Source organism: Nocardia sp. NPDC050412, assembly GCF_044458825.1.
Classification (GTDB): Bacteria; Actinomycetota; Actinomycetes; order Mycobacteriales; family Mycobacteriaceae; genus Nocardia.
Genome location: NZ_JBITIJ010000001.1, coordinates 99,145 through 123,024, shown reverse-complemented (window position 1 = coordinate 123,024; position 23,880 = coordinate 99,145). Strand labels below are relative to the sequence as shown.

Here is a 23,880-nt window from a genome sequence, read left to right as displayed (position 1 = left end):
GCATGTGACGCACGCTACAGGCCAGTATACGAAATGTATAGTGACTCTCTGACCGCGCGACACTCCTCGCGTCATGACGCGACGCACACTGGCTATTCCTCGGCACACGTGATGGCGGCTCGATTGCCACACCGCCATCCCGCCGTCAATGTGCGGTTCGCAGCACGCTCCACCACACCTCGGTGATTCCGGCGATGGCCGAGGGGTCGTCAAGGCCCGTTGTGCCGCGGACGGCCTGCTGATAGCACATGCGCTCGGTCATCCAGATCAGCGAGGTGGCAGTAGCCGCGGCTTCGGCCTCACCGAAACCCTCGGCCCGGAGTCGCTCCCGTGCGATATCGACGAACCGGCCGAGAATTCCGTCCCAGTAGGCGGCGATGCCCTCGTCGTAACCGGCCGCCTCGATCACGGCCCGCAACAGGGTGGCGCGTTCATGGAAGGTCGCGAGTATGCCCTGCACCGATGTCATGACCTGATCGCGCGTGATAGGGCCATCGACCGCCAGGAACGGTGCGATAGCTACCAGCACCTCGTCGCCGCCCTTTTCGACGAGGGCCAGCAACAACTCGCGACGATCTTCGAAGTGCGCGTAGAACGCCGTCCGAGTGCGGCCTGCACGTTCCGCGATGCGACTGACGTTGAGATCCGCATACGAAGCGCCCTCCTCGAGCAGCGCCTCGGTGGCGTTCAGGAAAGCGAGTTCGGTAGCACGCCGACGCGGATCGTCGCGGGTGCGTTTGTCGAGGACGGCCACCGAGACAGGCTATCGCGGGCGCCCAACTCAGCCAGAAATGAGTGACTGCTTGTGATGACACCGTGTCCGTTTTAGGCTCGCCAACGACGAGCCGATGGTAGCGATCGTGCACGGCATCGTGCGCCCTCGCGAGCTGACGAACTACACACTCCCCGATAGGTGATTCACATGAAGGTGACCGTCGACTACACGAAATGCACCGGGCTCGGAATTTGCGAGTCCATCGCGGCCAAGATCCGAGGGCTCATCCAGAAACACGCGACCTGGGATGAAGCTCTCGTGTTCGCAACGGTTCGTCGCGATGCGGCGCGCAGTAGAACTCGGGCAGCCGCCGCGCATTACATCGGGCGCAGCAGCCGGATCGCCTGCAGCGCAACGTAAAGTTCGGCTGCTTGCGCCGGGTCATCGCAGTCGCGGCCGGTGAGATCGCGAATCTTGCGCAGCCGGTAGAGCACGGTATTGCGGTGGTAGTGCATCTGTTGCGCGGCAGCCACGGTCGACCCTTTGCATTCGAACCACGCGTTGAGGGTCTGCAACAAAGCCGTCCGCTCCGTCTCCGGCAGGTGTATGACCGGTCCGAGGATTTGTGCGGCCGCACTGTGCGCCGCATCAGGTAGCCGGACCAGCAGTAGTGCCAAGGGGGCCGCTTCGTAGCGGGTAATCGCGGTCGCGCCGCTCGGTGTGCACTTCAGTGCGAGTCGCGCCTCGTCGAGCCCGGCAGCGATGCCTTGGGGACCGGTGAATGTGCGGCTGACACCGGCACGAGCTTCGATCACTTCACCGAGTAAGGCTATGGCAGTGTCGATTTCGGTGGCCGAGTGCGCGCAGATCACCCCGTTCTGGGTATCGGCGTAGCTATCCCAGATCGAGACGATGCCTCGGTCGTTGAGCTTCGTGATCGCGGCCGACATCGTCGTCCGGGTCGGACCGGCTTCGGCGGCGACTACCACGAATATCCCGGTCTCCGGTAGGCCGAGAGTGCGCGCCGCGTCCAATACCACGGCGGGATTCTCCGCATGGTCGTCGAACAGGGTCCGAATCACCCGGGCTCGCGACTCGATATCGGCCAGGGCGAGCAGGGTTGCGGTCTCACGGTAGGTCTCGGCCGCGGCATCGGAGCACCGGTCGACGATGGCCCACAACTCGGCCGGAATCTTCAGCAGTTCGCCGTCGGCGACACCGCCCGCGCGGACCAGCAACTCTTCCCAGATCAGCCGACCACCGAGCCGATACGCGTGCAGCATCGCGGCTATCGGCAAGCCCTGCTCGGCCTTCAATCTGCCTGCCGCACGCGCGGATTCCAGACGGACCGGATCGCGGCCCGCGAGGTAGCCGAGCATTGCGGTCAGGTTGTCCAGGCAGGCCCCGCGCAGTTGCGCACGGGTCAGTAGTCGGGAGTCCAAGTACGAACGTTCGGATGCGACGATCCGGTCGGCGAGCTCGTCGGCCAGCGAATCCACCGATTCCAGCAATTGCCTCGCGAGTTCGGTGGCCGCGATCGAATGCAACGGCCTGGCCACCAGCGCAGCGTACCACTCAGGAGTGTGCGCCACGCCACACCTCGATTGTGCCGCCGCACAAAGTCGATCACCCACTCCCGCGACCGTCGCCCATAGTGCGCGACGGCGTTGGTGCGGACAATTCGGGCTATGACCATCAACGATTCGCCGACCGACGTGCGGGGCGCCGTCGACGCCGCGCTGTCGGACCTTGTCGAGGGCGAAAAGGCTTGGGCCACGATCTCCCTGGCCGCACGCGCCGAGCTGCTCGGACGCGTGCGGGAACTCACCGCGAAATACGCCCGAGAGTGGGTCGATGCGGCGATCAGCTACAAGCGGCTGGATCCGCGGACGGCGCTGGTCGGCGAGGAATGGATATCCGGGCCCTATGCGATGGCAGCCGGGGCCGGGGCACTGGAGCGCAGCCTGCTCACCCTTGCCGACGGGCGTAGCCCGCTCGAGAAAGCACACTTCGGTACAACCGGCGGACGCACGACAGTCCGCGTGCTGCCCACATCGGTCTTCGACTCGTTGCTGTTGAGCGGATTCAGCGCCGAGGTGTGGCTCCAGCCGGGCATCGGCCGGGCCGAAGCCATCCGAGCGGCGGGGCTGGCACAGCTCGACCCGGTTCGCACCCAGGGGATAGGCGTGGTGCTCGGCGCGGGCAACATCACCTCGATCGCCCCGTTGGACGTGCTCTATGAACTGATCGCGCACAACCGCGTCGTCGCCTTGAAACTGAATCCGATCACCGATCCGCTATTGAAGCCCTTGACCGAGGTGCTGGAGCCGTTCATTGCGATCGGCGCGGTCCGGATCCTCACCGGCGCAGCCGATGTCGGCGAATACCTGGTACAGCATCCGGACGTCGCACACGTGCATATGACGGGCAGCGCAGCGACACACGACGCGATCGTCTGGGGCCGCGGCGAGGATGCCGCGGCACGCAAGGCCACCGGTCGACCTCGACTCGACAAGCCGATCACCAGCGAACTCGGCGGCGTCTCTCCGACCATCGTGCTACCCGGCCGGTGGAGCAAGGCCGATCTGCGATTCCAGGCCGAACACATCGCCACTCAGCGCTTGCACAACGGCGGATACAACTGTGTCGCGACACAGGCTGTGGTGATTTCGTCCGACTGGGATCAGAAGGACGACTTCCTTCGAGAGCTGCGCACCGCCTACGATGCCGCACCGAGCCGGCCCGCGTACTACCCGGGCAGCGACGATCGCGTCGCGTCAGCCGAATCGACCTATCCGAGTGCCGAACATTTCGGCGGTCGCTTGCTGCTGTCCGGCCTGCGCGGCGACCGCAGCGAAACACTGTTGCGGACCGAATATTTCGCACCCGTCCTCGGAGTTGTCGAATTGTCGGGCCTCGGAGCCGATTTCGCGCGCGCGGCGGCGGCTACGGCCAACGATGAATTCGTCGGCACGCTCGGGGTGAACGTCATCGCACATCCGGCGACCATCCGTACGTTGGGCGCAGCATTCGACGAACTGGTCGAGCAGTTGCATTACGGCACAATCGCGATCAATGCGTGGACCGGCGCCGGGTTCCTCACCGCCGCGGCGACCTGGGGCGCTTACCCGGGCCATACGATCGACGACGTACAGAGCGGAATCGGTGTGGTGCACAACGCGTTCCTGATCGACCGGCCCGAACGGACAGTCGTGCGCGGGCCGTTCCGCCCTGCGCCGCGCTCGGTGTTGCGCGGCGAGTGGTCCCTGACACCGAAGCCGCCGTGGTTTGTGAACAATACGACCGCAGCGACAACCGGTCGGCGGCTCGCCGCGTTCGCCGGAGCACCCGGGTGGGGAAAACTGCCGGGAATCTTCGCATCCGCGCTGCGCGGCTGACCCAGGAGCACACGTGGACACCTACGCCGATTACGTCGTTATCGGTACCGGATCGGCGGGCGCTGTGGTCGCCAACCGACTCAGTACCGACCCCGCCACCAGCGTCATCGTGCTGGAGGCCGGGCCGGAGGACACCAACAAGTTCATCCATATCCCCGCCGCATTCTCGAAATTGTTTCGCAGCGAGGTGGATTGGGATTACCGCACCGAACCGCAGCCCGGACTCGGCGGCCGTGAAATCTATTGGCCCCGAGGCAAAACGCTGGGCGGCTCGTCCTCCCTCAACGCGATGATGTGGGTGCGCGGATTCGCCGCGGACTACGACGAGTGGGCCGCGCGGGCTGGAAGCGAATGGTCCTTCGCCGAGGTCGTAAGGTACTTCCGCAAGATCGAAGTAGTCGAGGGAGCACGCGAAGCCGACGAGGGTGTCGCCGGTCCGCTACATATTGCGCGGCAGCGCAGTCCACGCCGGTTCACCGCGGCATGGCTGGCGGCAGCGGTCGAAGCCGGGCATACGGTGGAGCGCCCGAATCTGCCCGAGCCGAAGGGGTTCTGCGAGACCGTCGTGACGCAGAAGCGCGGCGCACGCTGGAGCACGGCGGACGCCTACCTGCGGCCGGCGCTCGGCCGAAAGAATTTGACGTTGCGCACCGAGGCCGTCGCGACGCGCATCATCTTCGATGGCACGCGTGCTGTGGCAGTCGAATTCGAGTCGGGCGGGAAGCGTGCGGTGGTGCACGCCCGCCGTGAGGTGGTGCTGTGCGGCGGCGCGATCAACAGTCCGCAGCTGCTGATGCTGTCGGGCATCGGCGATCGCGAACATCTCGCCGAGCACGGAATCGCCACTGTGCACCACGCACCGGAGGTGGGCGAGAACCTGATGGACCATCTGGTCGCGATGCTCGGCTTCGACGTCGACAACGACAGCTTGTTCGCCGCGGAAAAGCCACTGGAACTCATCAATTACGTTGCCAGACACCGCGGCATGCTCACTTCCAATGTCGGGGAGGCATACGGATTCGTGCGTAGCCGCCCGGACCTGGATCTGCCCGACCTCGAGCTCATCTTCGGACCCGCACCGTTTTTCGACGAGGGAATCGGGGAACCGTACGGCCACGCGGTGGTAATGGGATCTATTCTGCTCAAACCCGAGAGCAGAGGCCGGATCTCGCTGCGCTCCGCCGATCCGCTGGCAAAGCCGATCATCGATCCCCGCTACCTGTCCGACAGTGGCGGAGTGGACCGCGCGGCCATCCTGACGGGCCTGCGCATGTGCGCGGAGATCGCCGAAGCACCCGCTTTGAAAGCCCTGCTCGGCAAGGTCGCTCGGCCCGCAGGCGCGGCGGATACCGGTCCGGAAACGCTCGAACTGGCGCTCACTACCTGTTCGCACACGCTGTATCACCCAGTGGGCACCTGCCGGATGGGGAGCGACGAAACCAGCGTAGTAACACCGGAATTGCGGGTTCGTGGTGTCGAAGGTCTGCGCGTCGCGGACGCCTCGGTGATGCCGAGCATCATTCGCGGACACACCCACGCCCCGAGCGTGCTGATCGGTGAGAAAGCAGCCGAGCTGATCCGCGGCTCATAGTTCCAGCGACATCCCGCCGGGCGTTGGCCATCAGCTGGCGCCCGTCGGGTGAACCTCGTTCCTCAGCTCTCCGGATTGTCGCCGTTGGCCGGCTGATGACGGGTCGATCAGGCGCACCGGGGTCCGTCCACAAAACGACCGCGGTGTGGCGGCAGTCGAATCGGTAGCCGAGGCGGTCGCTGGCGCGATCGTCGGCCATCGGTGCCCCTTCGAGGACGAGGCTCACCAACTCGAACCGCTGCGCGTGGCTGTCTCGGGTGAGTTCGGCACGTTCGGATTCGAGCTGCTCAGCCAGCGCGGCGAGCGTGACATCGACGAAGTCGACCAGGGAGCGAGCAGCCACGTCGAGGGCTTCCTGGAGTGCGACCGGATCGGATGAGACCGTGAACGCGAGCCGCATCCAATGCCTCAAGAGTGCGTTGTGTCCCGAGTGATACGCCGTGACCAGAATCTGTTCGACCCCTCGGCGGAATGCGTCACGGGCTATGCCGACCACTTCCGCGCTCAGGTTCGCCGTGACCGGTTCCCGCGGAGCCCGCAGTAAGGAGGCAGCCCAGTGCAACAGGTTGGCGCGGGAACTGGCCGTGATCTCGCTTCGCCAGCGAAGGTTCGGTGCGAAAGGGGGTCGTCGGTGGAACTACCGGGCGTATCGAGCAATCTCCGCAGCGTCTCCCACAGCCGGGCCATGGACTCGTCATCGTCAGCGAGAGCACCGAGGATCCGCTGGACCATGCCTCGACATCGAGCTATCTCAGGCATTCACTCATCGCGTGACGACGATCTTGCCGTTGGCGCGGCCCTGTTCGACGTACGCCATGGCCTCGAGTGTTTGATCGAAAGGAAAGGTGCGGTCGAGCACCGTCCGCAGCGTGCCGTTGTCGTATAGCGTGGCCAGTTCGTTGAGTTGGGCGCCGTTGGCCTTCATGAAGAAGAATGAGTACCGCACTCCCCGCTTCTTCGCCTGCTTGCGGACCTTGCGGCTCAACAGCGCCATGACGGGTGCGAGGAGCGGTTGACCGACTTGCGCGGCGAAGGAGGGGTCCGGCGGGCCGACTACGCTGATGGCAAGTCCGCCCGGCTTGAGTACGGTCAGGGACTTCTCCAGGTTGGTGCCCCCGAGCGAGTCCAGTACGACGTCGTATCCGGTGAGTACCTCGGAGAAGTCCCGCTTGGTGAAGTCGATGACTTCGTCGGCGCCCAAGGCGCGGACCTTGTCGACGTCAGTGGTGCGGGCTGTGGTGGCGACGTAGGCGCCCAGATGCTTGGCGACCTGGATGGCGGTCGAGCCGAGTCCGCCCGCACCGGCGTGGATGAGGACCTTCTGGCCAGGCTTGACCTCGGCGAGGTCGACGAGTGCCTGCCAGGCGGCCAGCGCGACCAGCGGCACGGCAGCGGCCTCGTCGAACGACAAGGAGCGAGGCTTGAGTGCTACATCGTCCTCGTCGATCGCGATGAACTCGGCGAAGGTGCCGATCCGGTGGTCTCGCGGCCTGGCATACACCTCATCGCCGACCTTGAAGGCATGGACGTCCGAGCCGACCTCCGACACGACACCGGAGACGTCGTGGCCAAGAATGAACGGGCGCTTGTACTTCAGCAGCTGCTTGAACTCGCCGTTGCGAACCATCTTGTCCAGCGGGTTGATGCTGGCCGCGCGGACCTGGACCAGAACGTCACGACGGCCCACGCTGGGCTCGGGCACGTCTGCGGCCCGTAGTCCGTCCTTGCCGTAGGACTCGACAATGAACGCCTTCATGTCACCTACCTTCTCTTCTCTCGGGTAATGCGCGGTTTGGTGGCCCCGGAGCATGTGCTCGGCCACTTATGGAATTGCGCGGAAGTGTGTCCACAACATGATTGCGACCTGCAATCGGCGCGCCTCGGCATGGACGATGGACTTAGAATAACGAAGTTATCAAAGTGGGTCAACCTGCGCCGTCGGTGCCGTCGACTGAGGAGATCGCCGATCGCGCGCCTGATGGTGAGCTCGCCGCCCGTCGCGGAGCGGTGGGCCGCCCGATTCGCCATTGAGCTTCGAAATCTTGCGGCACAAGCGTCTGCTCGACGCCTGAGTAGAGGGCGACGCGTCTACATCACCGACGGTCCCAACATCATCATTGTCGCGTCGGCCGCTGGATCGCCCGAGAACCCGCAGTGGTAACTACAACCTGCCGGCACATCCTGACACCCATATCGAGATCAGCGGCGCTCGCCGCGCGGTGAGCGCGATCGAAGCGGGAGCGAGCGCGGCAGTGGCCACGACTTGTTGCGGCCTACGCCGACCTCGACTCGCGCCAGAGCTGGACTGACCGCGAAATCCCCGTGCTCGTCCTCGAGCAGCGCTGATATCAACGCGGCGGCCCCGTCGGCGCCGCGAATCTATTGCCGGTATGGCCGCCGAGATCGGCGCCGCGGATTAGGAGTCGTCCACTGCAGCCGGCCCGACGCGCCTTCTTCGAGCGCGGCGAGTTGGTTGCCCGGGTGGCTCGGGCCGGTTCCGGGCAACCGGCAAGGATTCACTTCGACGTGGTGGCCGCTGACAGGACCGCGTCGTTGACGGCTGTAGGAGTTATCGAGACAACGAACTTCTGCGCCCGACTGGCGTTGTCGCACAGGTATCGACGCTTCGGGCGTTTCGATGTCAGCGCGTGGTCGACGGCCTTCACGACCTTCTGGGGATCGCCCGCGAATTTTTGCATGCGGCCCAACAGCTTCCGACTCCCAGCAAGGTGTGATGCGTACAGTTCGCGATGCTCGTCGGTCAGTTGCGCGGTCATGCGGTCGTGCTCGTCGAGCATGCCACCCCACATGTCGGTACGGGTGGGCCCGGGCTCGATCAGCGAGACGGGGATCCGCCACGGGCGCAGCTCGATTCGGAGTGCATCAGCCAAGGACTCGACTGCATACTTCGATGCGCTGTAGGCGCCGGTACCCGGCGTGGTGATCAACCCACTGACCGATGACATGAACACCACCCGTCCACGTGCCTCACGTATTTTCGGCAGCACCGCCTGCGTCACACCGATCTGGGCTGTCACGTTGACCTCGAGTTGCCGTGACAACTCATCGAGGGCCAACCCCTCCACCGGTCCGTTCACGATGATGCCGGCATTGTTGACAACGCCATTCAGTTCAGCGGGGAGTCGATCGGGAAGCGTAGCGATGGCGGACCTGTCGGTGATGTCGAGACCGATCGCGTGCACATTGGGTAAGCGATCGAGACTTTCGAGGGCGGCATCGGATCGAGCCGTGGCATACACCTCCCAACCTCGTCCGCTCATGTGTTCGGTGATCGCCAGACCGATCCCCCTGCTGGCGCCGGTAATCAATACAGAAGGCATGCGTTTCCTACTCTCGTCGTCGAACGTCGACTGGTCAGGCTGCTCGGGCCGATGATCGATGCACCATCGATCGCTGATGTGTACCGATTGGTTTACTTCTTTGTGTGACGGTACGCCGTCCAGCGCCGCGATGTAAACCAATCGGTGTGCTTACGTATGCGTTCGTGGCGTGAGGCGCGAGACTTCGAGGGGCCATTCCCGCGATATGTGTTGTGCAGAAAGACCAAGAGGATTGATGCAGGCCCCTGCGCCAATCCCCTTTCGGCCTGGCGAACCGAGTGCGAAACCGATGCGCCCGAGGCTCAGGAAGCCAGGAATTCGAGTGCCTCTGCGACGAACCTGTCGTGGTATTGGAAGATGCCGCCGTGTCCGGCGTCGAGGTAGATGCGGAGCGTCGCGTTCGGCAGGCGTCGTTGTAGGTCGAAGGAGTTGCTGGTCGGGACCATTCGATCGTCGTCGCCGTTGGCTACGAGGATGGGGTGCTGAATACCGCCGAGGTCGGTTGGCTCTTGTGCGCCCCATGCGTGGATGGCTTTGAGTTGAGTGCGGAAGGCGCGCAGCGTGATCGCCTTGTCGCGGTCGACGCTGCGTTCCTTCAACCGGTTCACGAACGCGCGAGCCTCCGATTTGCCGTGCGCGGTTTTGGTGAAGAACAGATTCTCTTTCGGGTCCTTGAGGGTGGCTACTGCCTTGAATGTGTCGCGGTAGGTCACCGAGGTGACGTTGAGGATGCCGTCACCTCCCGCTGGGCCAGTGCCTGCGAGGATCAGCTTTCGCACCAGTTCGGGCTCTTCGCGAGCGATCACCTGCGCGACGAAGCCGCCCAGGGAGAATCCCAGAATGTCGACCTGGTCGAAACCGAGTGCGTGGATGAAGGCGACAGCATCGCCTGCCATCGCCTCGACCGAGTCCGGTGTCGTGCCCTCGGATGCGCCGACCCCACGGTTGTCGAAGGTGATCACGCGATGCCTGGATGCGATGCCATCGACCACCCTGGGATCCCAGTTGTCCAGATTCGCACCCAGATGATTCAAGAAGATCACCGGCACGCCGGTATCGGGCCCCAACTCGCGGTACGCGAACCGCGTTGTACCGACCCGCACGGATTTCGACGGCGCATCTGCATACGACGTGCCGCCCACACGAACACTCCACCCCTGCTGATGACGGTCGGAAACACGCTGAGTGGATCGCCGGTCTGTCATGACTTCCTCCTAATGTAAACCGATTGGTGTACCTTTGAGGACGACGGTAGCCGACATCGCCTCACTTGTAAACAGATCGGTATACTTAGCTCATGGCTTCGCTGACCGGTACCCAGGCATCACCCCGTCGAGGAGGGCGTGGTGCGCGTCAGCGCATCCTGAACGCAGCTGCCGAACTGTTCTACACCGAGGGCATCAACGCCACTGGTGTCGAACTGATCGCGACCAAAGCATCTGTGTCGAAAAGAACTCTCTACCAACACTTCCCGAGTAAGACCGCGTTGGTGGAGGAGTATCTGCGCATGCTGCGACAAGCGGCGGGTGACATCACGGACACGCCGTCGCGGGAGTCCGATTCGGATCCGCGTTCGCGGCTGCTCGCGTTGTTCGACAGCCCAGATGTCGCCGATGCGCCGATGCGCGGCTGCCCGTTTCACAATGCGGCGGTTGAGGCAGCCGAGACCATGCCCGGTGTTCAAGCCATCGTCCACGCGTACAAGCGGAACTACATCGACGGACTCGCCGAGTTGGCCCGACAAGCCGGCGCGGCAGACCCCCAGCTGCTGGGCGACCAGCTCGCTGTCCTGTTCGAGGGTGCAGCCGTGTCCACATCCCTCGACGATCCGGCGCCCTGGGCACATGCCCGGGGAGCGGCGGAAGCTCTCATCAGCCAAGCAACAAACCGCTGAGCTCACCTGATCCATTCCGGATCCTGATAGCGCCACGACCCGTGTCCGCCGCCCGGAGTCGAGGCATACAGGGCAGACGCAGCCCGGCGACGTCTCGATGGGCGCACGTCACGATTGTGGATCGCCGCCCACGATGGCGACAGCAGCAGCAAGCGCTGCTCGCAGCGCCCGTTGCTGAGCTGCGGCCTCAGCAAACAGCCCCGAGGACCCGCCCGCCTCCTCAACTGCCACCATTTGGCAGGCCAGCGCGTCCGCCCTGCAGGCAGTCCGCGTGACTGTCACCGCCAGGCAATACTTTGCGGCGAAGTCGATGATCGCGCGGAACCGCCAGATCCCACCACCGGTCGATTCGAACTCGCTGATATCGATCTGCCGATCTCGCTCAACGCGAGGAGATGCGCCTCTGCCAGGCAAGCATGATCGGCATTCCGGCGATTTCGAGCACGACCGCTGCCACCGAGACGGGGCATGGGACGGGACCGGCAAGGCAAGGAGCAGGTCACCGATAGACCGCAGACAGCGGTGAGTTGCCGCTGTATCGGCCCGGCGGATACGACGCCGCCATGATGCGCCGTGTTCGCCGTCTCGATCCTTCGCACGGATGCCCGGTAGCCTCGTTTCACAAACCCACGGCAGTCCGAACAGGGAGGTGCGCGGCTCCGATGCCGAAACCAAGCAAGGAAGCCGCCACTCGATTGACGCCAGATCAGATCGTCGAACGGTTGGTCGAGGCGGCCACGAGACTGCTCGCCGAGAAGGGGCCGTCGCAGATCAAGGCACGGTCGGTGGCCGAGGCCGCGCAGGTATCGACGATGGCGGTGTACTACCACCTCGGTGGCGTGCCCGAGCTACTCCGAGCCGTCGTCGAGCAAGGATTCCGAGACCTCGGCCGAACCCTCGTCGCAGTTCCACCGAGCGAAGATCCGGTCACCGATCTGTTCGCGATGGCGCTGGCCTATCGCGGGTTCGCCCAAGACAATCCGCACCTCTACGACGCGATGTTCGGCCTCTCGACACGTGGAAGCTATCGAGCACTGGAAACCTCGAACTCCGGCGCCATCAGACGCTCCAAGGAATTCCAGTCGGACTACGCACATCTGGTCGAGACATGCACTCGACTCATACGCAGCGGCCGCGTTCGCAGCGACGAGGACCCCGACGCCATCGCCACCCAACTCTGGAGTTGCGTTCACGGATTCATCACGCTGGAATTGGGCGGTTCCTTCACCCACGTCCAAGACCCCGTCCGCTTGATACTGCAACCGATGACAGTGAACCTGCTGGTCGGGTTGGGCGATACGACTGAGTCGGCGAATGCCTCCGAGACCGCCGCATCGCGCTCACTGAGCACCGACTCGAAATAGGCGGACAGCCACCGAACGACGGCGGCATCGGCATCGGCATCGGCATCGGCATCGGCATCGGCATCGGCATCGGACCATGACACCGCAATCGTCGGCGCTATTGCCTTCGGTCTATAACGAAGTTATCCTCGGCTGATGCAACGAAGCTTGGCGGGACGACGACTGGTAGTTACCGGAGCAGCACGCGGCATCGGGGAGAAGGTGGCACGTCTTGCCGCCGCCCGCGGCGCGCGCCTGGCCTTGATCGGACTCGAGCCCGAAAAATTGCGCGCACTCGCTGCCGACCTGGGCCCCACCGCATGTTGGCGGGAGGCCGACGTGTGCGATGGCACCGCGCTGCGATCAGCAATCGATGACTGCGCGGAGATCATGGGTGGCATCGACTTCCTTGTCGCCAATGCCGGAGTAGCGGCCTACGGGACCGTGCGGCAGATGGACGAGGCGTCGTTCGATCGAGTTCTGGACATCAACCTCAACGGCGTCTTCCGCACCCTCAAGCACGCGACACCGCATCTCGAGCGCACCCGAGGCCACGTGCTGGTCATCGCGTCCGCACTGTCCTTCATGCCCCTGGCAGGAATGGCCTCCTACGCTGCGAGCAAAGCCGGAGTCGAAATACTCACCCTGACGTACCGCCAAGAGGTGGCGCACCTCGGTATCACGGTCGGCGTGGTCCACCCCTCGTGGATCGACACCGATCTCGTCCGAGGCGCGGAAGCGGACCTCCCCTCTTTCCAGGGAATACGCGAAAAGCTGCCCTATCCGGGCAATGTCACCACGAGCGTCGATGAGGCAGCCACCGCGATCGTCGATGGACTCGCGCGCCGGCGTGCCCGCGTCTACGTACCGCGCGCGGTCGCCGTCGCCAACTGGGCGAAAGGCGCCGTGAACTCACCGCTGACCTGGCGTTGGGCGAGGCGCTTCGCGGCCGAACTGGTTCCGACCATGGAGCGTGAGGTCGCGGCACTGGGGCGTCATGACCAACTCACGCCGGGAGCCGACAAAACCCGTCCGGCACAACACCCGTAACCATCAGAAAGTGACGCCCTTGCCGCCTGGCTACGGACTATGCGATCGAGGCCACGCCGATGGCCCTGCTCATCGAGGATGTATCGGCCGAGGATTGAGCGCGTCGCAAGAGTGCAGTGCCGCCTCATGCGAGGCGTGTGCCCGTTCCCGCTCATCGCCGAGCCCGACCGAAAGGTTCACGCCCATCGGCAGCATCACCTGCACAACCGGGTCGCTGAAATCGGCGAAGTGCTCGGCCAGCTCGAGGGTGATATAGCCGTGCACGAAGCTCCACAACTGGGCGGCGACGACTTCGGGTTCCTGCTGCTCGATTCGGCCGGAGTCCAGGAGCCGCTGGCACGCTTCGACCATGTGCGCGTAGGCGTCCCGGAAGGCCGGCGACCGCCCGCTGAAACGTATGTCGGAATCCCCCATCGGCCGATATGTCGCGCGTGTGGACAGACCGAACATCAGGTCATAGAGGTGGGGGTTCTCCCGGGCGACGCGCCGGCATGTCAACGCCATCGTGAACAGATCCGCGATCGGATCCGCGGTCACCGGCATTCGGGAAAATGCCAGGTCGAGGTCCTTGAATCCCCGGTCGACGACAGCTCGAACGAGTTCGGGGATCCCACCGAAGTGGCTGTAGACCACCATCGTCGACAGTCCGGTCGCCGACGCCACAGTCCGCGCTTTGATGGCCGAAGGACCCTGCTCGGCCAGCAGACCGATGGTCGCCTTGACGAGCCGCTCCGGCACGCTTTCGCTGGTCGAATCCTCTGACACGTTCCTCATATTTCCACCCGACTCCACAGCTCGCCCGCCCCGCGACGGTACGACTATTGCCACACATCATGTAACTTCGTTATATTAGCCTTGTAACTTCGTTATTGGCAGCTCGGCCAGGCACCGGCTCGGCCTGCCGATCCCAATCCACTTGCATTACGGAGGCAGAGTCGATGAGACAACACAGCAAGGGCCACCTCGATATCGAGGACCGCGGCGCAGTTTTGATCGCCCGCGTCGACGGCGGCCCGCATGGATTGTTCGGCCTCGAGATCGCCAACCAGCTGGAAGCGTTGGTGGACCGCGTCGACGGCGACCCGAACGTGCACGCGGTCGTCTTCACCGGGGCGCATCCCGAGCGGTTCGTCAGCCACGCCGATGTCCGCTGGCTGCAGGAGGGAGGCGCCGCGGTGCCCTCGGTCAACCGACTCGGAGCCTCCGTTCTCGCGCGTACCGCGAAGAATGTGGACCGGGCCCGCCTGGGCCCCTTGGTAAACCGGACCCCGATGGGGCCCGCGGTCGAACTCGAGCGCCTGCACACGACGTTCCTTCGGATGAATCGCAGTGGCGTCATCTTCATCGCCGCTCTCAACGGTTCGGCACTCGGCCTCGGGGCGGAGTTCGCCTGGGCGAACGACCTTCGGGTGATGGCCGACGGCGACTTCTTAATCGGCCAACCGGAGGTCCTCCTCGGCATCATGCCGGGCGGCGGTGGCAGCCAGCGCCTGACTCGCCTGATCGGCACGCACAAGTCCTTGGTCGCGATCCTCGAAGGTAAGCCGTTCACACCCGCGCAAGCACTCGCCAACGGGGCCGTCGACGACGTGGTCCCACAGGACCAGGTCGTCGCGCGGGCGGTCGAACTCGCAGCCCACTTCGGCTCGCGGACAAAGGGATCGGTCGAAGCCATCAAGCGAGCGGTGTATTTCGGCGGGTCGATGTCGCTGACGGACGGCCTGCACGTCGAGCGCACCGAGTTCCTGGGCACCGCACTGTCGAAAGACGGTCAAGAACTGATGCTCGACTACATGCAGAGCACTGAATCCAACGGTGAACTCCCCCTCTACAACCCCGACATTTACAAGCAAGCGCTCGAACTGGGCATTGTGCCCGGGCGTCGCTCGACGAACGGACGATGAGACGACCCATGGCCGCCGAAAAGCCCTTTACCCGTCAGGACGTCTACTTCTCCTCCGGCACCAGCACATGTAGCGCGTGGCTCTACCTGCCGACCGGCGTCACCGCGCCACCCGTCGTCGTCCTCGGTCACGGCCTGGGCGCGACCCGGGAGATGCGGCTGGACGCCTTCGCCGAGCGGTTCGCCAAGGCCGGGATCGCCTGCCTGGCCTTCACCTATCGGCACTTCGGTGACAGCGGTGGCCAACCTCGCCAACTGCTGTCGATCCAGCGGCAGCTCGCCGACTGGGATGCCGCCATCGACTACGCCCGGGCTCGCCGGGACGTCGACGGCACACGAATTGCGGTCTGGGGCAGCTCCTTTGGCGGCGGCCACGCCATCACCGTCGCTTCCCGCCATCCCGAACTGCGAGCGGCCGTGGCCCAATGCCCGTTCACCGACGGTTTGGCCTCAGCGCTCGCGCTGGGCCCGGTCGCATCGCTCAAACTTGCTCCAGTGCTGGTCCGAGACCTGACGGCCATGATCCTCGGCCGCGCACCGGTGACGATCCCCCTGGCCGCACCCCCCGGCTCCCCTGCCCTGATGAACGCCCCGGACGCGCTACCCGGCTACCAGGCGCTGATCCCCAACGGGACGACGTTCGTGAACGAGGCTGCCGCGCGGGTCATTCCGACGATCGCCGCCTACCGACCCGGACGCGCGGCAAAGAAGATAACCATCCCGATCCTGTTCTGCGTCAGCAACACCGACACTGTCACGCCACCCACGCAGACCCTCCGATACGCGCGCACGGCGCCCCGAGGGGAGATCAAGACCTACGACGCGGGCCACTTCGACTTCTACCTCGGCGATGCCTTCGAAGCGTTGGTGCGTGACCAGGTCGAGTTCCTGACCCGCCAATTCGCCCCGGCGCCCGCCCCTTCGATTCCCGAACCGGATCGCGTCACATCAAGGTAGGTACGCTCGCGATGAATTTTGCTTCTCTGCCCGACCGCCGCGCCGAGCTGGACCCGCATGGGCCCGCGATCGCCGATGGGTCCCAGTCGCTGACCAATGCCCAGCTGCTGGACCGCGTTCGAGCGGCATCTCATCACCTTCGAGAGCTCGGGATCGGCCCCGGCGACGTCGTGGCTCTTCAGTTGCGCAACCGCCTCGAGTTCGTGCTGCTGCTGTTCGCGGCCTGGCGGCTCGGCGCCACCATCACCCCGGTCAATCCGAGCCTGACCGATAACGAGGTCGTTCGACAGCTCGACGACTCCGATGCCCGCCTGTTGGTGGTGGAGGACGACATAACCCCGGTCGGCGGCATCACCACACTCGCGGTGGGTGACCTGCCCACCGAGGTGGCGGATATCCCTGAGCCGACGTCCGCACTGGACCTCCTGCATCGAACGGCGCTGGAGTGGGTCCAGCAGCCGCAGGTGGACTCGTCCGCCCTGGCCCTGCTCATCTACACCAGTGGCACCACGGGCGTTCCAAAGGGCGTGATGCTCGATCACGCCAACATCGATGCCATGGCGCTCATGGGAGTCGAGGCACTGGTGGTGGGACCGACCGACCGGTGCTTGTTGATCCTGCCACTGTTCCATGTCAATGGGATCGTGGTCAGTATCCTCACGCCGCTGCTCGCCGGTGCGAGTGTCGTCATCGCGGGCCGGTTCGATCCCCGAACCTTCTTCGACCTCGTCGAATCCGAGCGTCCCACCTTCTTCAGCGGGGTGCCGACGATCTACAGCATTCTTGCCGCGCTCCCGGACGGTGTCCGGCCCGATACCTCGTCATTGCGTTTCGCCGTCTGTGGCGCGGCACCAGCCTCGGCCGAGCTACTGACCCGATTCGAGGCCCGATACGGATTTCCCCTCATCGAGGGCTACGGGCTGTCCGAAGGAACATGCGGCACAACGATCAACCCGCTCGCGGGTCCACGCCGCGCCGGGACAGTCGGACTTCCGTTCCCGGGACAAGAGATTCGGATCGTCGACGACTCGGGCACCGAGGTCGCGCCGGGAGTGGACGGTGAGCTCGTCGTGCGCGGGCCCAACGTCATGCGCGGCTATCTCGGCCGTCCGGACGACACCGCGCGCGTGATCGTCGACGGCTGGTTGCATACCGGTGACGTCGGCCATGTCGACGCGGAGGGCTATCTGACACTGGTCGGGCGATCGAAGGACATGATCATCCGCGGCGGCGAGAATATCTACCCCAAGGAGATCGAGGACGTCCTGGTCGGCGACCATTCGGTACTCGAGGCGGCCGTGATCGGCGCACCGGACGAAAAATGGGGCGAGATCGTCATCGCCTACGTCCAACCTCGCCCGGGCTCGACGATCGATCCCGCGGCTCTGAAAGAGCTGTGCTCCCGGCAACTCACGCACTACAAACGCCCTACCACGTTCCTGGTGGTCGATGCCATCCCTAAGAACGCGGTCGGCAAGATCGACAAGGTCTCACTACGGACAGACCACGCTCGAGCCGCTGGATCGTGACCTCGTCACGCTCGCGGGGTGCTGCGAGGGTGCCCGCCACAGGATCCTGCGGCGGGGCATTTTTTAATGTGCGATGTCCAACAGCGTGAGGACATTCCTGATGCCCTCCGCCAGCACGTCGTCAGCGAGCTGTCGGTCGGCGAGCGCACGGGAAAGCTGCAAGGTCCCGGCCAGGAGACAGCCCGGCCAGCGGCGCTCATTCGCAACGTTCGACCCGAGACCCAGAGGCCATCAGCGAGGCCGCGCCTCTACCCGCGCAAGAATCCGGCTCGAGGCCGACCTGATCGAAAGGAATATTTCTATGACCGCCCTGCACGACCCGCTGACACTGCCCTGCGGCCAGGTTCTCCCCAACCGGATCATGAAGGCCGCGTTGAGCGAAGCGCTGGGCAACAAGCAGAACTCCCCCGACGGCCGCCTGGAGCAGCTCTACGCGACCTGGAGCCAAGGCGGGTACGGGCTGCTCATCACCGGCAACGTCATGGTCGATCGCGCGCAACTCGGCGAGCCGGGCAACGTCGTCATCGAAGATGAGCGCGACCTCGACGCGCTGACCCGCTGGGCCAAGACGACCAAGGACGCGGGCGTCCCGATCTGGGTACAGCTCAACCATCCCGGACGCCAGTCGAATCCCCTCGCACTCGGACATACCCCCGTCGCCCCCAGCCCGATCCCCCTGAACCTGCCCGGCGCGACCATCCCTCGTGAGCTGACGCCCACGGAGATCGAGGACATCATCGAGCGCTTCGCGGCCGCTGCGGCCGTATGCGAGACGGCGGGCTTCGACGGCGTACAGGTGCACGGCGCGCACGGATATCTTGTGGCACAGTTCCTTTCGCCGTTGACCAACCAGCGCGATGACGCCTGGGGTGGTGACCCTGAACGACGCATGCGCTTCGCGCTCGAGGTCGTCCGCCACATCCGCGCGCGAGTGTCACCCGGTTTCGCGGTGGGCATCAAGCTCAACTCGGCCGACTTCCAGCGCGGCGGTTTCACCGAGGAAGAGTCCCGCGGCGTCGTGGCGGCACTGGCGCGCGAGGGCCTCGACCTGATCGAGGTCAGCGGTGGAAGCTACGAGGAGCCGGCCATGATGGGCACGGCCGCGGCCAGTACGCGGGCTCGAGAGGCCTACTTCCTGGAGTACGCCCGCACGGTCCGCGCCCTCGTCGGCGATATCCCGCTGGCGGTCACGGGCGGTTTCCGGTCCCGCACCGCGATGGACGATGCGGTCCGCTCCGGTGAGTGCGATGTCGTCGGCATCGGCCGACCGACCGCGACGACGCCCGACGCCGCCGACATAATCCTCGCGGGGCGCGCGCAGACCCTCACCGCGCACCAGATACAAGCCGGAATGCGCGGCGTCCTGAGCAAGGTCACCGATATCAAGGGGCTCGACGGATTTCTCGACCTCGGCTGGCACACAGACCAATTGCACCGTGTGGGTGCCGGTCTGGAGCCGGATCTGAATCGGGGTCGCATCGCCACTGCTCTCGCGCTGCTACGCCGCAACGGCCGGGCGTCTTTCGGATCCAAGCGCGGCCTGTAAGTAGATACCCCGAAAACTCCTGACTTCGAAATAGATTGCCCCGCAAACAATCCTGGTTGACACAACCGGACAGGAAAGGGTTCAACCCTCTGGGTAACCTTGATGAGTTCGAGCGGCGGCGGGATCACCCTTGCGATACTGATGGATTTATCACGGAGCCGGAGTGGTTGTGGTTGCGGCACTCGGTGCACGGCACCGCCACCCTCAACTCCAAGATCGGCAGCACGGTCATCGTCGTGGTTACACAGCACCTGTTGCAATCTGCTACGGAACCGTCGACTTATCTGAACGGCAGCGGTTCGTGGTCGGGGTCAGCTGCCCCGTAGCATCCTCGCTCAGCACCCAATTGCCTACGGTTGCACCGAGATGCTGTCCGGCCGCTCACTCGGGCGGCCGGATCAAGCTTGTCAGTTGGCGGTCGCCGGTTCGCGGCTCGCGGCGACGAACTCACCGATCGATGCGTCGACCGCTTCGCGCGTGCGAATCGTCTGGGGCAGTAGCCCGTTCGCGGCGAGTAGGTCCGCGGCGTGCTGCTGTTCGTCGAGGAATTCCTCGGTCACCGGGCCGATGCCGAACGGCCGCCCGCGCAGCGCCGCCTCCCATGCATCCAGATCGGCGCTGCCACCCCGGGCGACGATGTCGTCGACGAAGTACTGGGCGGCCGCGCGCGGGTTCTGCACGATCCACGCATCGGATTCCTGCAGCGCGGCAATGATCGCCGCGAGGGCTTCGCGATTGTTCTCGGCGAAGTCGCGGCGGGTGAACCACAGCGAAGGATGGCTGAACAGCGATTCGGTGTCGATCAGCGTCCGCAGTTCGGTGACGGCCTCCACGGCCGTCAACCCCGGGTAGGCGCCGACCCAGGCATCGAGGTCGCCGGCAATCAGCGCGGCGCCACCGTCGTGCACGTCGGTATCGACCGGTTCGATATCGGCCCAGCCCAGTCCGGCCTTCTCCAGCGCGAACAGCAGCAGCGTGGTCTGCCAAGAGCCGTGGGCGATGCCGACACGCTTGCCCTTCAAATCGGCGACCGATTCGATGCCACTGTCGGCCTTGGTGACCAGGCGCCCGTTCTCGATGCGCGGACCGGAGATGCCGACGTAGACGATGTCGCGGCCGTGGGCCAAGGCGGTGACCGGCGGGGTGAAGCCGGTGCCGATGAAGTCGTAGCCGGGATCGGTGAACAAGAAGTCCGAATGCAGCGACGGCAGTGCGGTTTTCACATCCACGCGCTCCGGCTGCGGCAGAGCGCGCAGGTCCACCCATTCCACCTCGGGCAGGGTCCGCTCGAGGATGCCGCGGTGGCGCAGGACGAACAGGGAGTTGTTGTGCGGGAAGTAGCCGACACGAACGGTCATGGAAAGGCTCCTGGGGATACTGGGGAGTGGTGGTCAGATCAGGCCGCGGCGGCGGGCTTCGTCAGCGAGGCCGGTGCGACCCCACTGGACGGCGAGGTTGGATTTGTCGAAATCAACCGAGCCGCCGAGTGTTTCGGCGATGGCCTGATATTGAGCGCCTTCCTCGAGCAGGACCACCAGCTTGGCCAGCTCCAGCAGTCCGGCGCGGCCGATAACGTTGGCGCCGCCGTTGGCTTCGAAGATGGCGATCAGGTCGGGGTCCCGCGTGAGCTGGTCGAGAATGAAATCGCCGGCGCCGATGCTGCGGTCGATATGCGGCGGAATCTGCCGCGACAGGGTCAGCCGCTGCACCGCGGCGTAGCGGATGGGGAACACGCGGTGAGTCTGGGCCCAGCCGCCCAGCCACGGGCTGTGCACGTGCACCACGGAGGTGATCTCCGGGTGCGCGCGGAACACCTTGGCATAGCCGGTGACGAACCCGGCGGATCCGGTGCCGGAGAGCACGTCTCCGTCGAAGCCGGCCACGACCGGCACGACGGTGCGGTCCTCGGCCCACGGGCCCGGTTCGTTGAGGGCGACGGCGATCTCGGTGCCCGGTACGCGTTCGACGAAATTGACGGTGCCGTTGCCGGTGACGGTGCCGGTCTCACGCAGCACTCGGAAGGCCTTCTCCGCGTCACGGGTCGCGGCGACGACGAAGGCCTGCACGGTCTCGTCGAGCCGAATCTCGGTGGTGGTCATGGCTTCTCCTAGTCAGGCGTGGGTGAGGACGGGAGTGCTCGGGGTGGTCAGACGGGTGCGACCCAGCAACGGCAGAACTTCCTCACCGATCCGGTAGGCCTCTTCCAGATGCGGGTTACCGGCCAGAATGAAGGCGTCGACACCGAGATCGATCAACTCGTCGAGGCGTTGGGCGACCTGTTCGTAGCTGCCGACCAGACCGAAGGCGGGCCCGCCGCGAATCAGGCTGAACCCGCACCAGACGTTGGGCTGCACTTCCAGATCGCGGTAGCCGGTGATGGTTTCGGGCACCCAGCCTTTGATGCGGGCCGCACCGACCGAATCACCTCGGGCGGCGCGGTTGGCAGCGTCGCGATCGACGAAGGCCCAGCCTTTGCGAATCTCGGCCCAGGCCGCTTCCTCGGTGTGACGGGCCACGATGTCGATGCGGACCGCGAATTTCGGGGTGCGCCCGATCGTTTCGGCGTGCGCGCGCACCCCATCGAACTTGGCGCGCAGATCGGCGTAGGGCTCGAGCCAGGAAAGATAGTAGTCGGCGTGACGGCCGGCGGCCTGCACTGCTGCACCCGAGGACCCGGAGAAGTAGACCTCCGGGAACGGTTGCCCTGCCAGGCCTGGCGGCAGGGCGGCGGCGTCGGTGCCAAAGAACCGGCCGGCGTGGGTGAAGGGCTGTCCGTCCCACACCCCGCGCAGCACGTCGAGGAATTCGCTGGTACGTGCGTAGCGGTCGTCGTGGGATACCTTGTCGCCCCACCACAATTGGGCCGGGCCACCGCCTCCGCTGATGATGTTGTAGACCAGTCGTCCGCCGGTGGCGCGTTGCAGGCTGGCCGACATGCGCGCGGCCTGCACCGGATGCAGGAACCCGGGTTGGAAGGCGACCATGAACCGATAGGTGGTGGTCTCGCGGGCCAGCGCAGCGGCAAAGGCCCACGGGTCCTCGGTCACTGGGAACGAGGGCAACAGACCGCCCAGGAATCCGGCAGATTCACTGGCTTTGGCGACAGCGGCGACGTGGTCGATGTAGCTGTAGCCATCGAGTGCGCCGCCGCGCACGGCCGGGGCGATATTGCCCGGGCCGTAGCCGTTGGCGTCGCCGCGGTTGTAGCGGCGCGGGGTACGCAGGGAGGCATGGTCGCCTTCCATGCCGATGCGCCAATAGATGTCGATGCTCATGCCGTGGTCTCCTGCAGGGTGCGGCCGGCCGGATCGGCCAGGAACAGCAAATGCTCACCGGCGCGGTGCACTTCCTCGATGTGCGGGTGCCCGGACAGCACAATGCTGTCGAAACCGGCGGCCTCGTAGACCTGCAACTGCTGGGCCACGTCCTCGTAGCTGCCGACCAGGCCGACCGGCTGCGGGTAGCCGAGCTCGGTGAACCCGGCCCAGCGGGCACCGTCGAGACTCAGCGACCGCGCGCCGGGACCGTCGGGATGTACTTCGCGCCATTGGCGTTCCGCGCGCGCCCATGCCTCGTCCTCGGTTTCGCGGGCGATCACCGGCAGCTCCAGCCCCGCACGCACACGGCGACCGGTCTCGGCGGTGCGCTCTCGCAGCTGCGCCAGCGCTGCGGCCGGACCGTCGGTGGATTCGGTGAACAGGTGCACATCACCGTGGCGGGCCGAAAGATCCAGTGCCGGCCCCGAAGTGCCCGACAGGTACACCGTCGGGAAGGGCAACCCGGACAGGATGCCGCGGAAGCCGCCGTCGATCACGTCGTAGTATTCGCCCGCGAAATCGAACCCGGTGCCTTGGAATCCCGCGCCGGGCACCGGGTCGGCATTCCACACACCCCGCGCCACGGTCAGGAACTCTGCTGCCCGCGCATACCGGTCGTCCCCGCTGACGCGGTCGCCGCGGGTACGCGCATCCTCGGCGTCGGTGTCGACGGCCAGCCGCCAGCTCAACCGTCCCGCGGATAGCCGTTGCAGGGTGGCCGAGACCTTCGCCGCGTACACCGGAGTGCCGAAAGCAGGCTGAAATTCTACGATCACGCGCGCGTGGCGGGTGGCGCGCAATGCACCGCCTGCCACGATCCACGATTCCTCGCCCAGCGGGTCGTACGGTGCGAGCACACCGTCGAGGCCCGCCAGCTCGGCGGCGTCGATCACCTGGTGCAGATCGTCGAAAGGCCCGAAGTGCCCGGGGCGTACATCGGTCGGTTCCCGGTCGTCCGGGCGCGCACCGAAGGGCCCGCCGGCCGGTGTCGGGACCGGGTCACCGAATCCACCGCGGTGACGTAACTGCGGGCGAGCTCGGCGGCCGTCACCATGGCTGGGCAGCCGCCACAGATACTCGGTCATGCGGTGTCCTTTCTGGCATGCCCGAGGAGCCCTCCGTGGTTACGCACGCTGCCTCCTCCGGGCCCTGACTCGGTCATGCGGTGTCCTTTCTGGCATGCCCGAGGAGCCCTCCGTGGTTACGCGCGCTGCCTCCTCCGGGCCCTGACTCGGTCATGCGGTGTCCTTTCTGGCATGCCCGAGGAGCCCTCCGTGGTTACGCGCGCTGCCTCCT

The 23,880-nt window shown here is 65.3% G+C and carries 20 protein-coding genes and 1 pseudogene; 11 read left to right on the top strand and 10 right to left on the bottom strand.

The features are described 5' to 3' along the window. Positions 1-145 precede the first annotated feature (145 nt). Both ACIBI6_RS00505 and ACIBI6_RS00500 read right to left on the bottom strand, forming a co-directional pair. Entirely contained in the window at positions 146-754 is a 609-nt protein-coding gene (locus ACIBI6_RS00505) for a TetR/AcrR family transcriptional regulator (protein WP_396954882.1), read from the bottom strand. Between the two features lie 338 nt (positions 755-1,092). After that, positions 1,093-2,274: a helix-turn-helix domain-containing protein gene (locus ACIBI6_RS00500; protein WP_364359978.1), complete on the bottom strand. Its 1,182-nt coding sequence runs from the start codon at positions 2,272-2,274 to the stop codon at positions 1,093-1,095. A 129-nt stretch (positions 2,275-2,403) separates the two neighbouring features. Here ACIBI6_RS00500 and ACIBI6_RS00495 point away from each other — a divergent pair, with 129 nt between their 5' ends. From ACIBI6_RS00495 to ACIBI6_RS00485, 3 genes are all read left to right on the top strand, one after another. After that, on the top strand, positions 2,404-4,113 hold the full coding sequence (locus ACIBI6_RS00495) for an aldehyde dehydrogenase family protein (protein WP_396954881.1): 1,710 nt from the start codon (positions 2,404-2,406) through the stop codon (positions 4,111-4,113). A gap of 13 nt (positions 4,114-4,126) precedes the next feature. Then, positions 4,127-5,704, top strand: a complete 1,578-nt coding sequence (locus ACIBI6_RS00490; RefSeq protein ID WP_364359984.1) for a GMC family oxidoreductase N-terminal domain-containing protein — start codon at positions 4,127-4,129, stop codon at positions 5,702-5,704. A gap of 145 nt (positions 5,705-5,849) precedes the next feature. Then, positions 5,850-6,083: a hypothetical protein gene (locus ACIBI6_RS00485; protein ID WP_364359990.1), complete on the top strand. Its 234-nt coding sequence runs from the start codon at positions 5,850-5,852 to the stop codon at positions 6,081-6,083. A 384-nt stretch (positions 6,084-6,467) separates the two neighbouring features. On the opposite strand, the gene ACIBI6_RS00480 is transcribed toward ACIBI6_RS00485, so the two are convergent. Then, positions 6,468-7,460 carry an NADP-dependent oxidoreductase gene (locus ACIBI6_RS00480; protein ID WP_364359993.1) on the bottom strand — a complete coding sequence of 331 codons (993 nt, stop codon included), beginning with the start codon at positions 7,458-7,460 and terminating at the stop codon, positions 6,468-6,470. 527 nt (positions 7,461-7,987) lie between these two features. Here ACIBI6_RS00480 and ACIBI6_RS00475 point away from each other — a divergent pair. Beyond that, positions 7,988-8,050 (top strand): annotated as a pseudogene (locus ACIBI6_RS00475) (nitroreductase family deazaflavin-dependent oxidoreductase); the annotation flags it as partial. A gap of 170 nt (positions 8,051-8,220) precedes the next feature. On the opposite strand, the gene ACIBI6_RS00470 reads toward ACIBI6_RS00475, so the two are convergent. Next, positions 8,221-9,045 carry an SDR family oxidoreductase gene (locus ACIBI6_RS00470; protein ID WP_364359996.1) on the bottom strand — a complete coding sequence of 275 codons (825 nt, stop codon included), beginning with the start codon at positions 9,043-9,045 and terminating at the stop codon, positions 8,221-8,223. 302 nt (positions 9,046-9,347) lie between these two features. Then, positions 9,348-10,250: an alpha/beta fold hydrolase gene (locus ACIBI6_RS00465; protein WP_396954880.1), complete on the bottom strand. Its 903-nt coding sequence runs from the start codon at positions 10,248-10,250 to the stop codon at positions 9,348-9,350. 92 nt (positions 10,251-10,342) lie between these two features. Here ACIBI6_RS00465 and ACIBI6_RS00460 point away from each other — a divergent pair, with 92 nt between their 5' ends. The 3 genes from ACIBI6_RS00460 to ACIBI6_RS00450 all read left to right on the top strand — a co-directional run bounded on the left by ACIBI6_RS00460 (position 10,343) and on the right by ACIBI6_RS00450 (position 13,332). Continuing rightward, the gene (locus ACIBI6_RS00460; RefSeq protein ID WP_364354282.1) at positions 10,343-10,939 is read left to right on the top strand and encodes a helix-turn-helix domain-containing protein; all 597 of its coding nucleotides are present in this window, start codon (positions 10,343-10,345) and stop codon (positions 10,937-10,939) included. Between the two features lie 662 nt (positions 10,940-11,601). Continuing rightward, a complete protein-coding gene (locus ACIBI6_RS00455) occupies positions 11,602-12,303 on the top strand; it encodes a WHG domain-containing protein (protein WP_364354285.1) in 702 nt (233 codons plus the stop codon). Between the two features lie 135 nt (positions 12,304-12,438). Beyond that, positions 12,439-13,332 carry an SDR family oxidoreductase gene (locus ACIBI6_RS00450; RefSeq protein WP_364354288.1) on the top strand — a complete coding sequence of 298 codons (894 nt, stop codon included), beginning with the start codon at positions 12,439-12,441 and terminating at the stop codon, positions 13,330-13,332. Positions 13,333-13,401: 69 nt separating this feature from the next. Here the strand turns inward: ACIBI6_RS00450 and ACIBI6_RS00445 are convergent, their stop codons facing one another. Next, entirely contained in the window at positions 13,402-14,106 is a 705-nt protein-coding gene (locus ACIBI6_RS00445; RefSeq protein WP_364354291.1) for a WHG domain-containing protein, read from the bottom strand. A gap of 164 nt (positions 14,107-14,270) precedes the next feature. Between ACIBI6_RS00445 and ACIBI6_RS00440 the strand changes: the two genes are divergently transcribed. The 4 genes from ACIBI6_RS00440 to ACIBI6_RS00425 all read left to right on the top strand — a co-directional run bounded on the left by ACIBI6_RS00440 (position 14,271) and on the right by ACIBI6_RS00425 (position 19,267). Beyond that, complete coding sequence (locus tag ACIBI6_RS00440; RefSeq protein WP_364354294.1) at positions 14,271-15,236, top strand: enoyl-CoA hydratase/isomerase family protein; 966 nt, start codon at positions 14,271-14,273, stop codon at positions 15,234-15,236. Between the two features lie 8 nt (positions 15,237-15,244). Beyond that, the gene (locus tag ACIBI6_RS00435) at positions 15,245-16,192 is read left to right on the top strand and encodes an alpha/beta fold hydrolase (RefSeq protein WP_364354583.1); all 948 of its coding nucleotides are present in this window, start codon (positions 15,245-15,247) and stop codon (positions 16,190-16,192) included. Between the two features lie 11 nt (positions 16,193-16,203). Further along, entirely contained in the window at positions 16,204-17,721 is a 1,518-nt protein-coding gene (locus tag ACIBI6_RS00430; RefSeq protein WP_364354297.1) for an AMP-binding protein, read from the top strand. Positions 17,722-18,022: 301 nt separating this feature from the next. Beyond that, positions 18,023-19,267, top strand: coding sequence for an NADH:flavin oxidoreductase/NADH oxidase family protein (locus tag ACIBI6_RS00425; RefSeq protein ID WP_364354300.1), 1,245 nt, complete (start codon positions 18,023-18,025; stop codon positions 19,265-19,267). 407 nt (positions 19,268-19,674) lie between these two features. Here ACIBI6_RS00425 and ACIBI6_RS00420 read toward each other — a convergent pair whose 3' ends face one another. The 4 genes from ACIBI6_RS00420 to ACIBI6_RS00405 are packed head-to-tail and all read right to left on the bottom strand — an operon-like array spanning position 19,675 to position 23,669. Then, positions 19,675-20,625, bottom strand: coding sequence for an ABC transporter substrate-binding protein (locus ACIBI6_RS00420; RefSeq protein WP_364354309.1), 951 nt, complete (start codon positions 20,623-20,625; stop codon positions 19,675-19,677). Positions 20,626-20,658: 33 nt separating this feature from the next. Beyond that, positions 20,659-21,366: a class II aldolase/adducin family protein gene (locus ACIBI6_RS00415; protein ID WP_364354312.1), complete on the bottom strand. Its 708-nt coding sequence runs from the start codon at positions 21,364-21,366 to the stop codon at positions 20,659-20,661. Positions 21,367-21,378: 12 nt separating this feature from the next. After that, positions 21,379-22,542, bottom strand: a complete 1,164-nt coding sequence (locus tag ACIBI6_RS00410; RefSeq protein WP_364354315.1) for an LLM class flavin-dependent oxidoreductase — start codon at positions 22,540-22,542, stop codon at positions 21,379-21,381. After that, positions 22,539-23,669 carry an LLM class flavin-dependent oxidoreductase gene (locus tag ACIBI6_RS00405; protein ID WP_396954879.1) on the bottom strand — a complete coding sequence of 377 codons (1,131 nt, stop codon included), beginning with the start codon at positions 23,667-23,669 and terminating at the stop codon, positions 22,539-22,541. Before ACIBI6_RS00405 ends, ACIBI6_RS00410 begins: the two co-directional genes overlap by 4 nt. Positions 23,670-23,880 lie beyond the last annotated feature (211 nt).

Bases quoted from the DNA above. Each gene is read 5' to 3' on its own strand.
- ACIBI6_RS00480 (WP_364359993.1), bottom strand. From the start codon at position 7,460: ATGAAGGCGTTCATTGTCGAGTCCTACGGCAAGGACGGACTACGGGCC.
- ACIBI6_RS00435 (WP_364354583.1), top strand. From the start codon at position 15,245: ATGGCCGCCGAAAAGCCCTTTACCCGTCAGGACGTCTACTTCTCCTCC.
- ACIBI6_RS00420 (WP_364354309.1), bottom strand. From the start codon at position 20,625: ATGACCGTTCGTGTCGGCTACTTCCCGCACAACAACTCCCTGTTCGTC.
- ACIBI6_RS00425 (WP_364354300.1), top strand. From the start codon at position 18,023: ATGACCGCCCTGCACGACCCGCTGACACTGCCCTGCGGCCAGGTTCTC.
- ACIBI6_RS00410 (WP_364354315.1), bottom strand. From the start codon at position 22,542: ATGAGCATCGACATCTATTGGCGCATCGGCATGGAAGGCGACCATGCC.
- ACIBI6_RS00465 (WP_396954880.1), bottom strand. From the start codon at position 10,250: ATGACAGACCGGCGATCCACTCAGCGTGTTTCCGACCGTCATCAGCAG.
- ACIBI6_RS00405 (WP_396954879.1), bottom strand. From the start codon at position 23,669: ATGACCGAGTATCTGTGGCGGCTGCCCAGCCATGGTGACGGCCGCCGA.
- ACIBI6_RS00450 (WP_364354288.1), top strand. From the start codon at position 12,439: ATGCAACGAAGCTTGGCGGGACGACGACTGGTAGTTACCGGAGCAGCA.
- ACIBI6_RS00455 (WP_364354285.1), top strand. From the start codon at position 11,602: ATGCCGAAACCAAGCAAGGAAGCCGCCACTCGATTGACGCCAGATCAG.
- ACIBI6_RS00445 (WP_364354291.1), bottom strand. From the start codon at position 14,106: ATGAGGAACGTGTCAGAGGATTCGACCAGCGAAAGCGTGCCGGAGCGG.
- ACIBI6_RS00460 (WP_364354282.1), top strand. From the start codon at position 10,343: ATGGCTTCGCTGACCGGTACCCAGGCATCACCCCGTCGAGGAGGGCGT.
- ACIBI6_RS00495 (WP_396954881.1), top strand. From the start codon at position 2,404: ATGACCATCAACGATTCGCCGACCGACGTGCGGGGCGCCGTCGACGCC.
- ACIBI6_RS00430 (WP_364354297.1), top strand. From the start codon at position 16,204: ATGAATTTTGCTTCTCTGCCCGACCGCCGCGCCGAGCTGGACCCGCAT.
- ACIBI6_RS00415 (WP_364354312.1), bottom strand. From the start codon at position 21,366: ATGACCACCACCGAGATTCGGCTCGACGAGACCGTGCAGGCCTTCGTC.
- ACIBI6_RS00440 (WP_364354294.1), top strand. From the start codon at position 14,271: ATGAGACAACACAGCAAGGGCCACCTCGATATCGAGGACCGCGGCGCA.
- ACIBI6_RS00470 (WP_364359996.1), bottom strand. From the start codon at position 9,045: ATGCCTTCTGTATTGATTACCGGCGCCAGCAGGGGGATCGGTCTGGCG.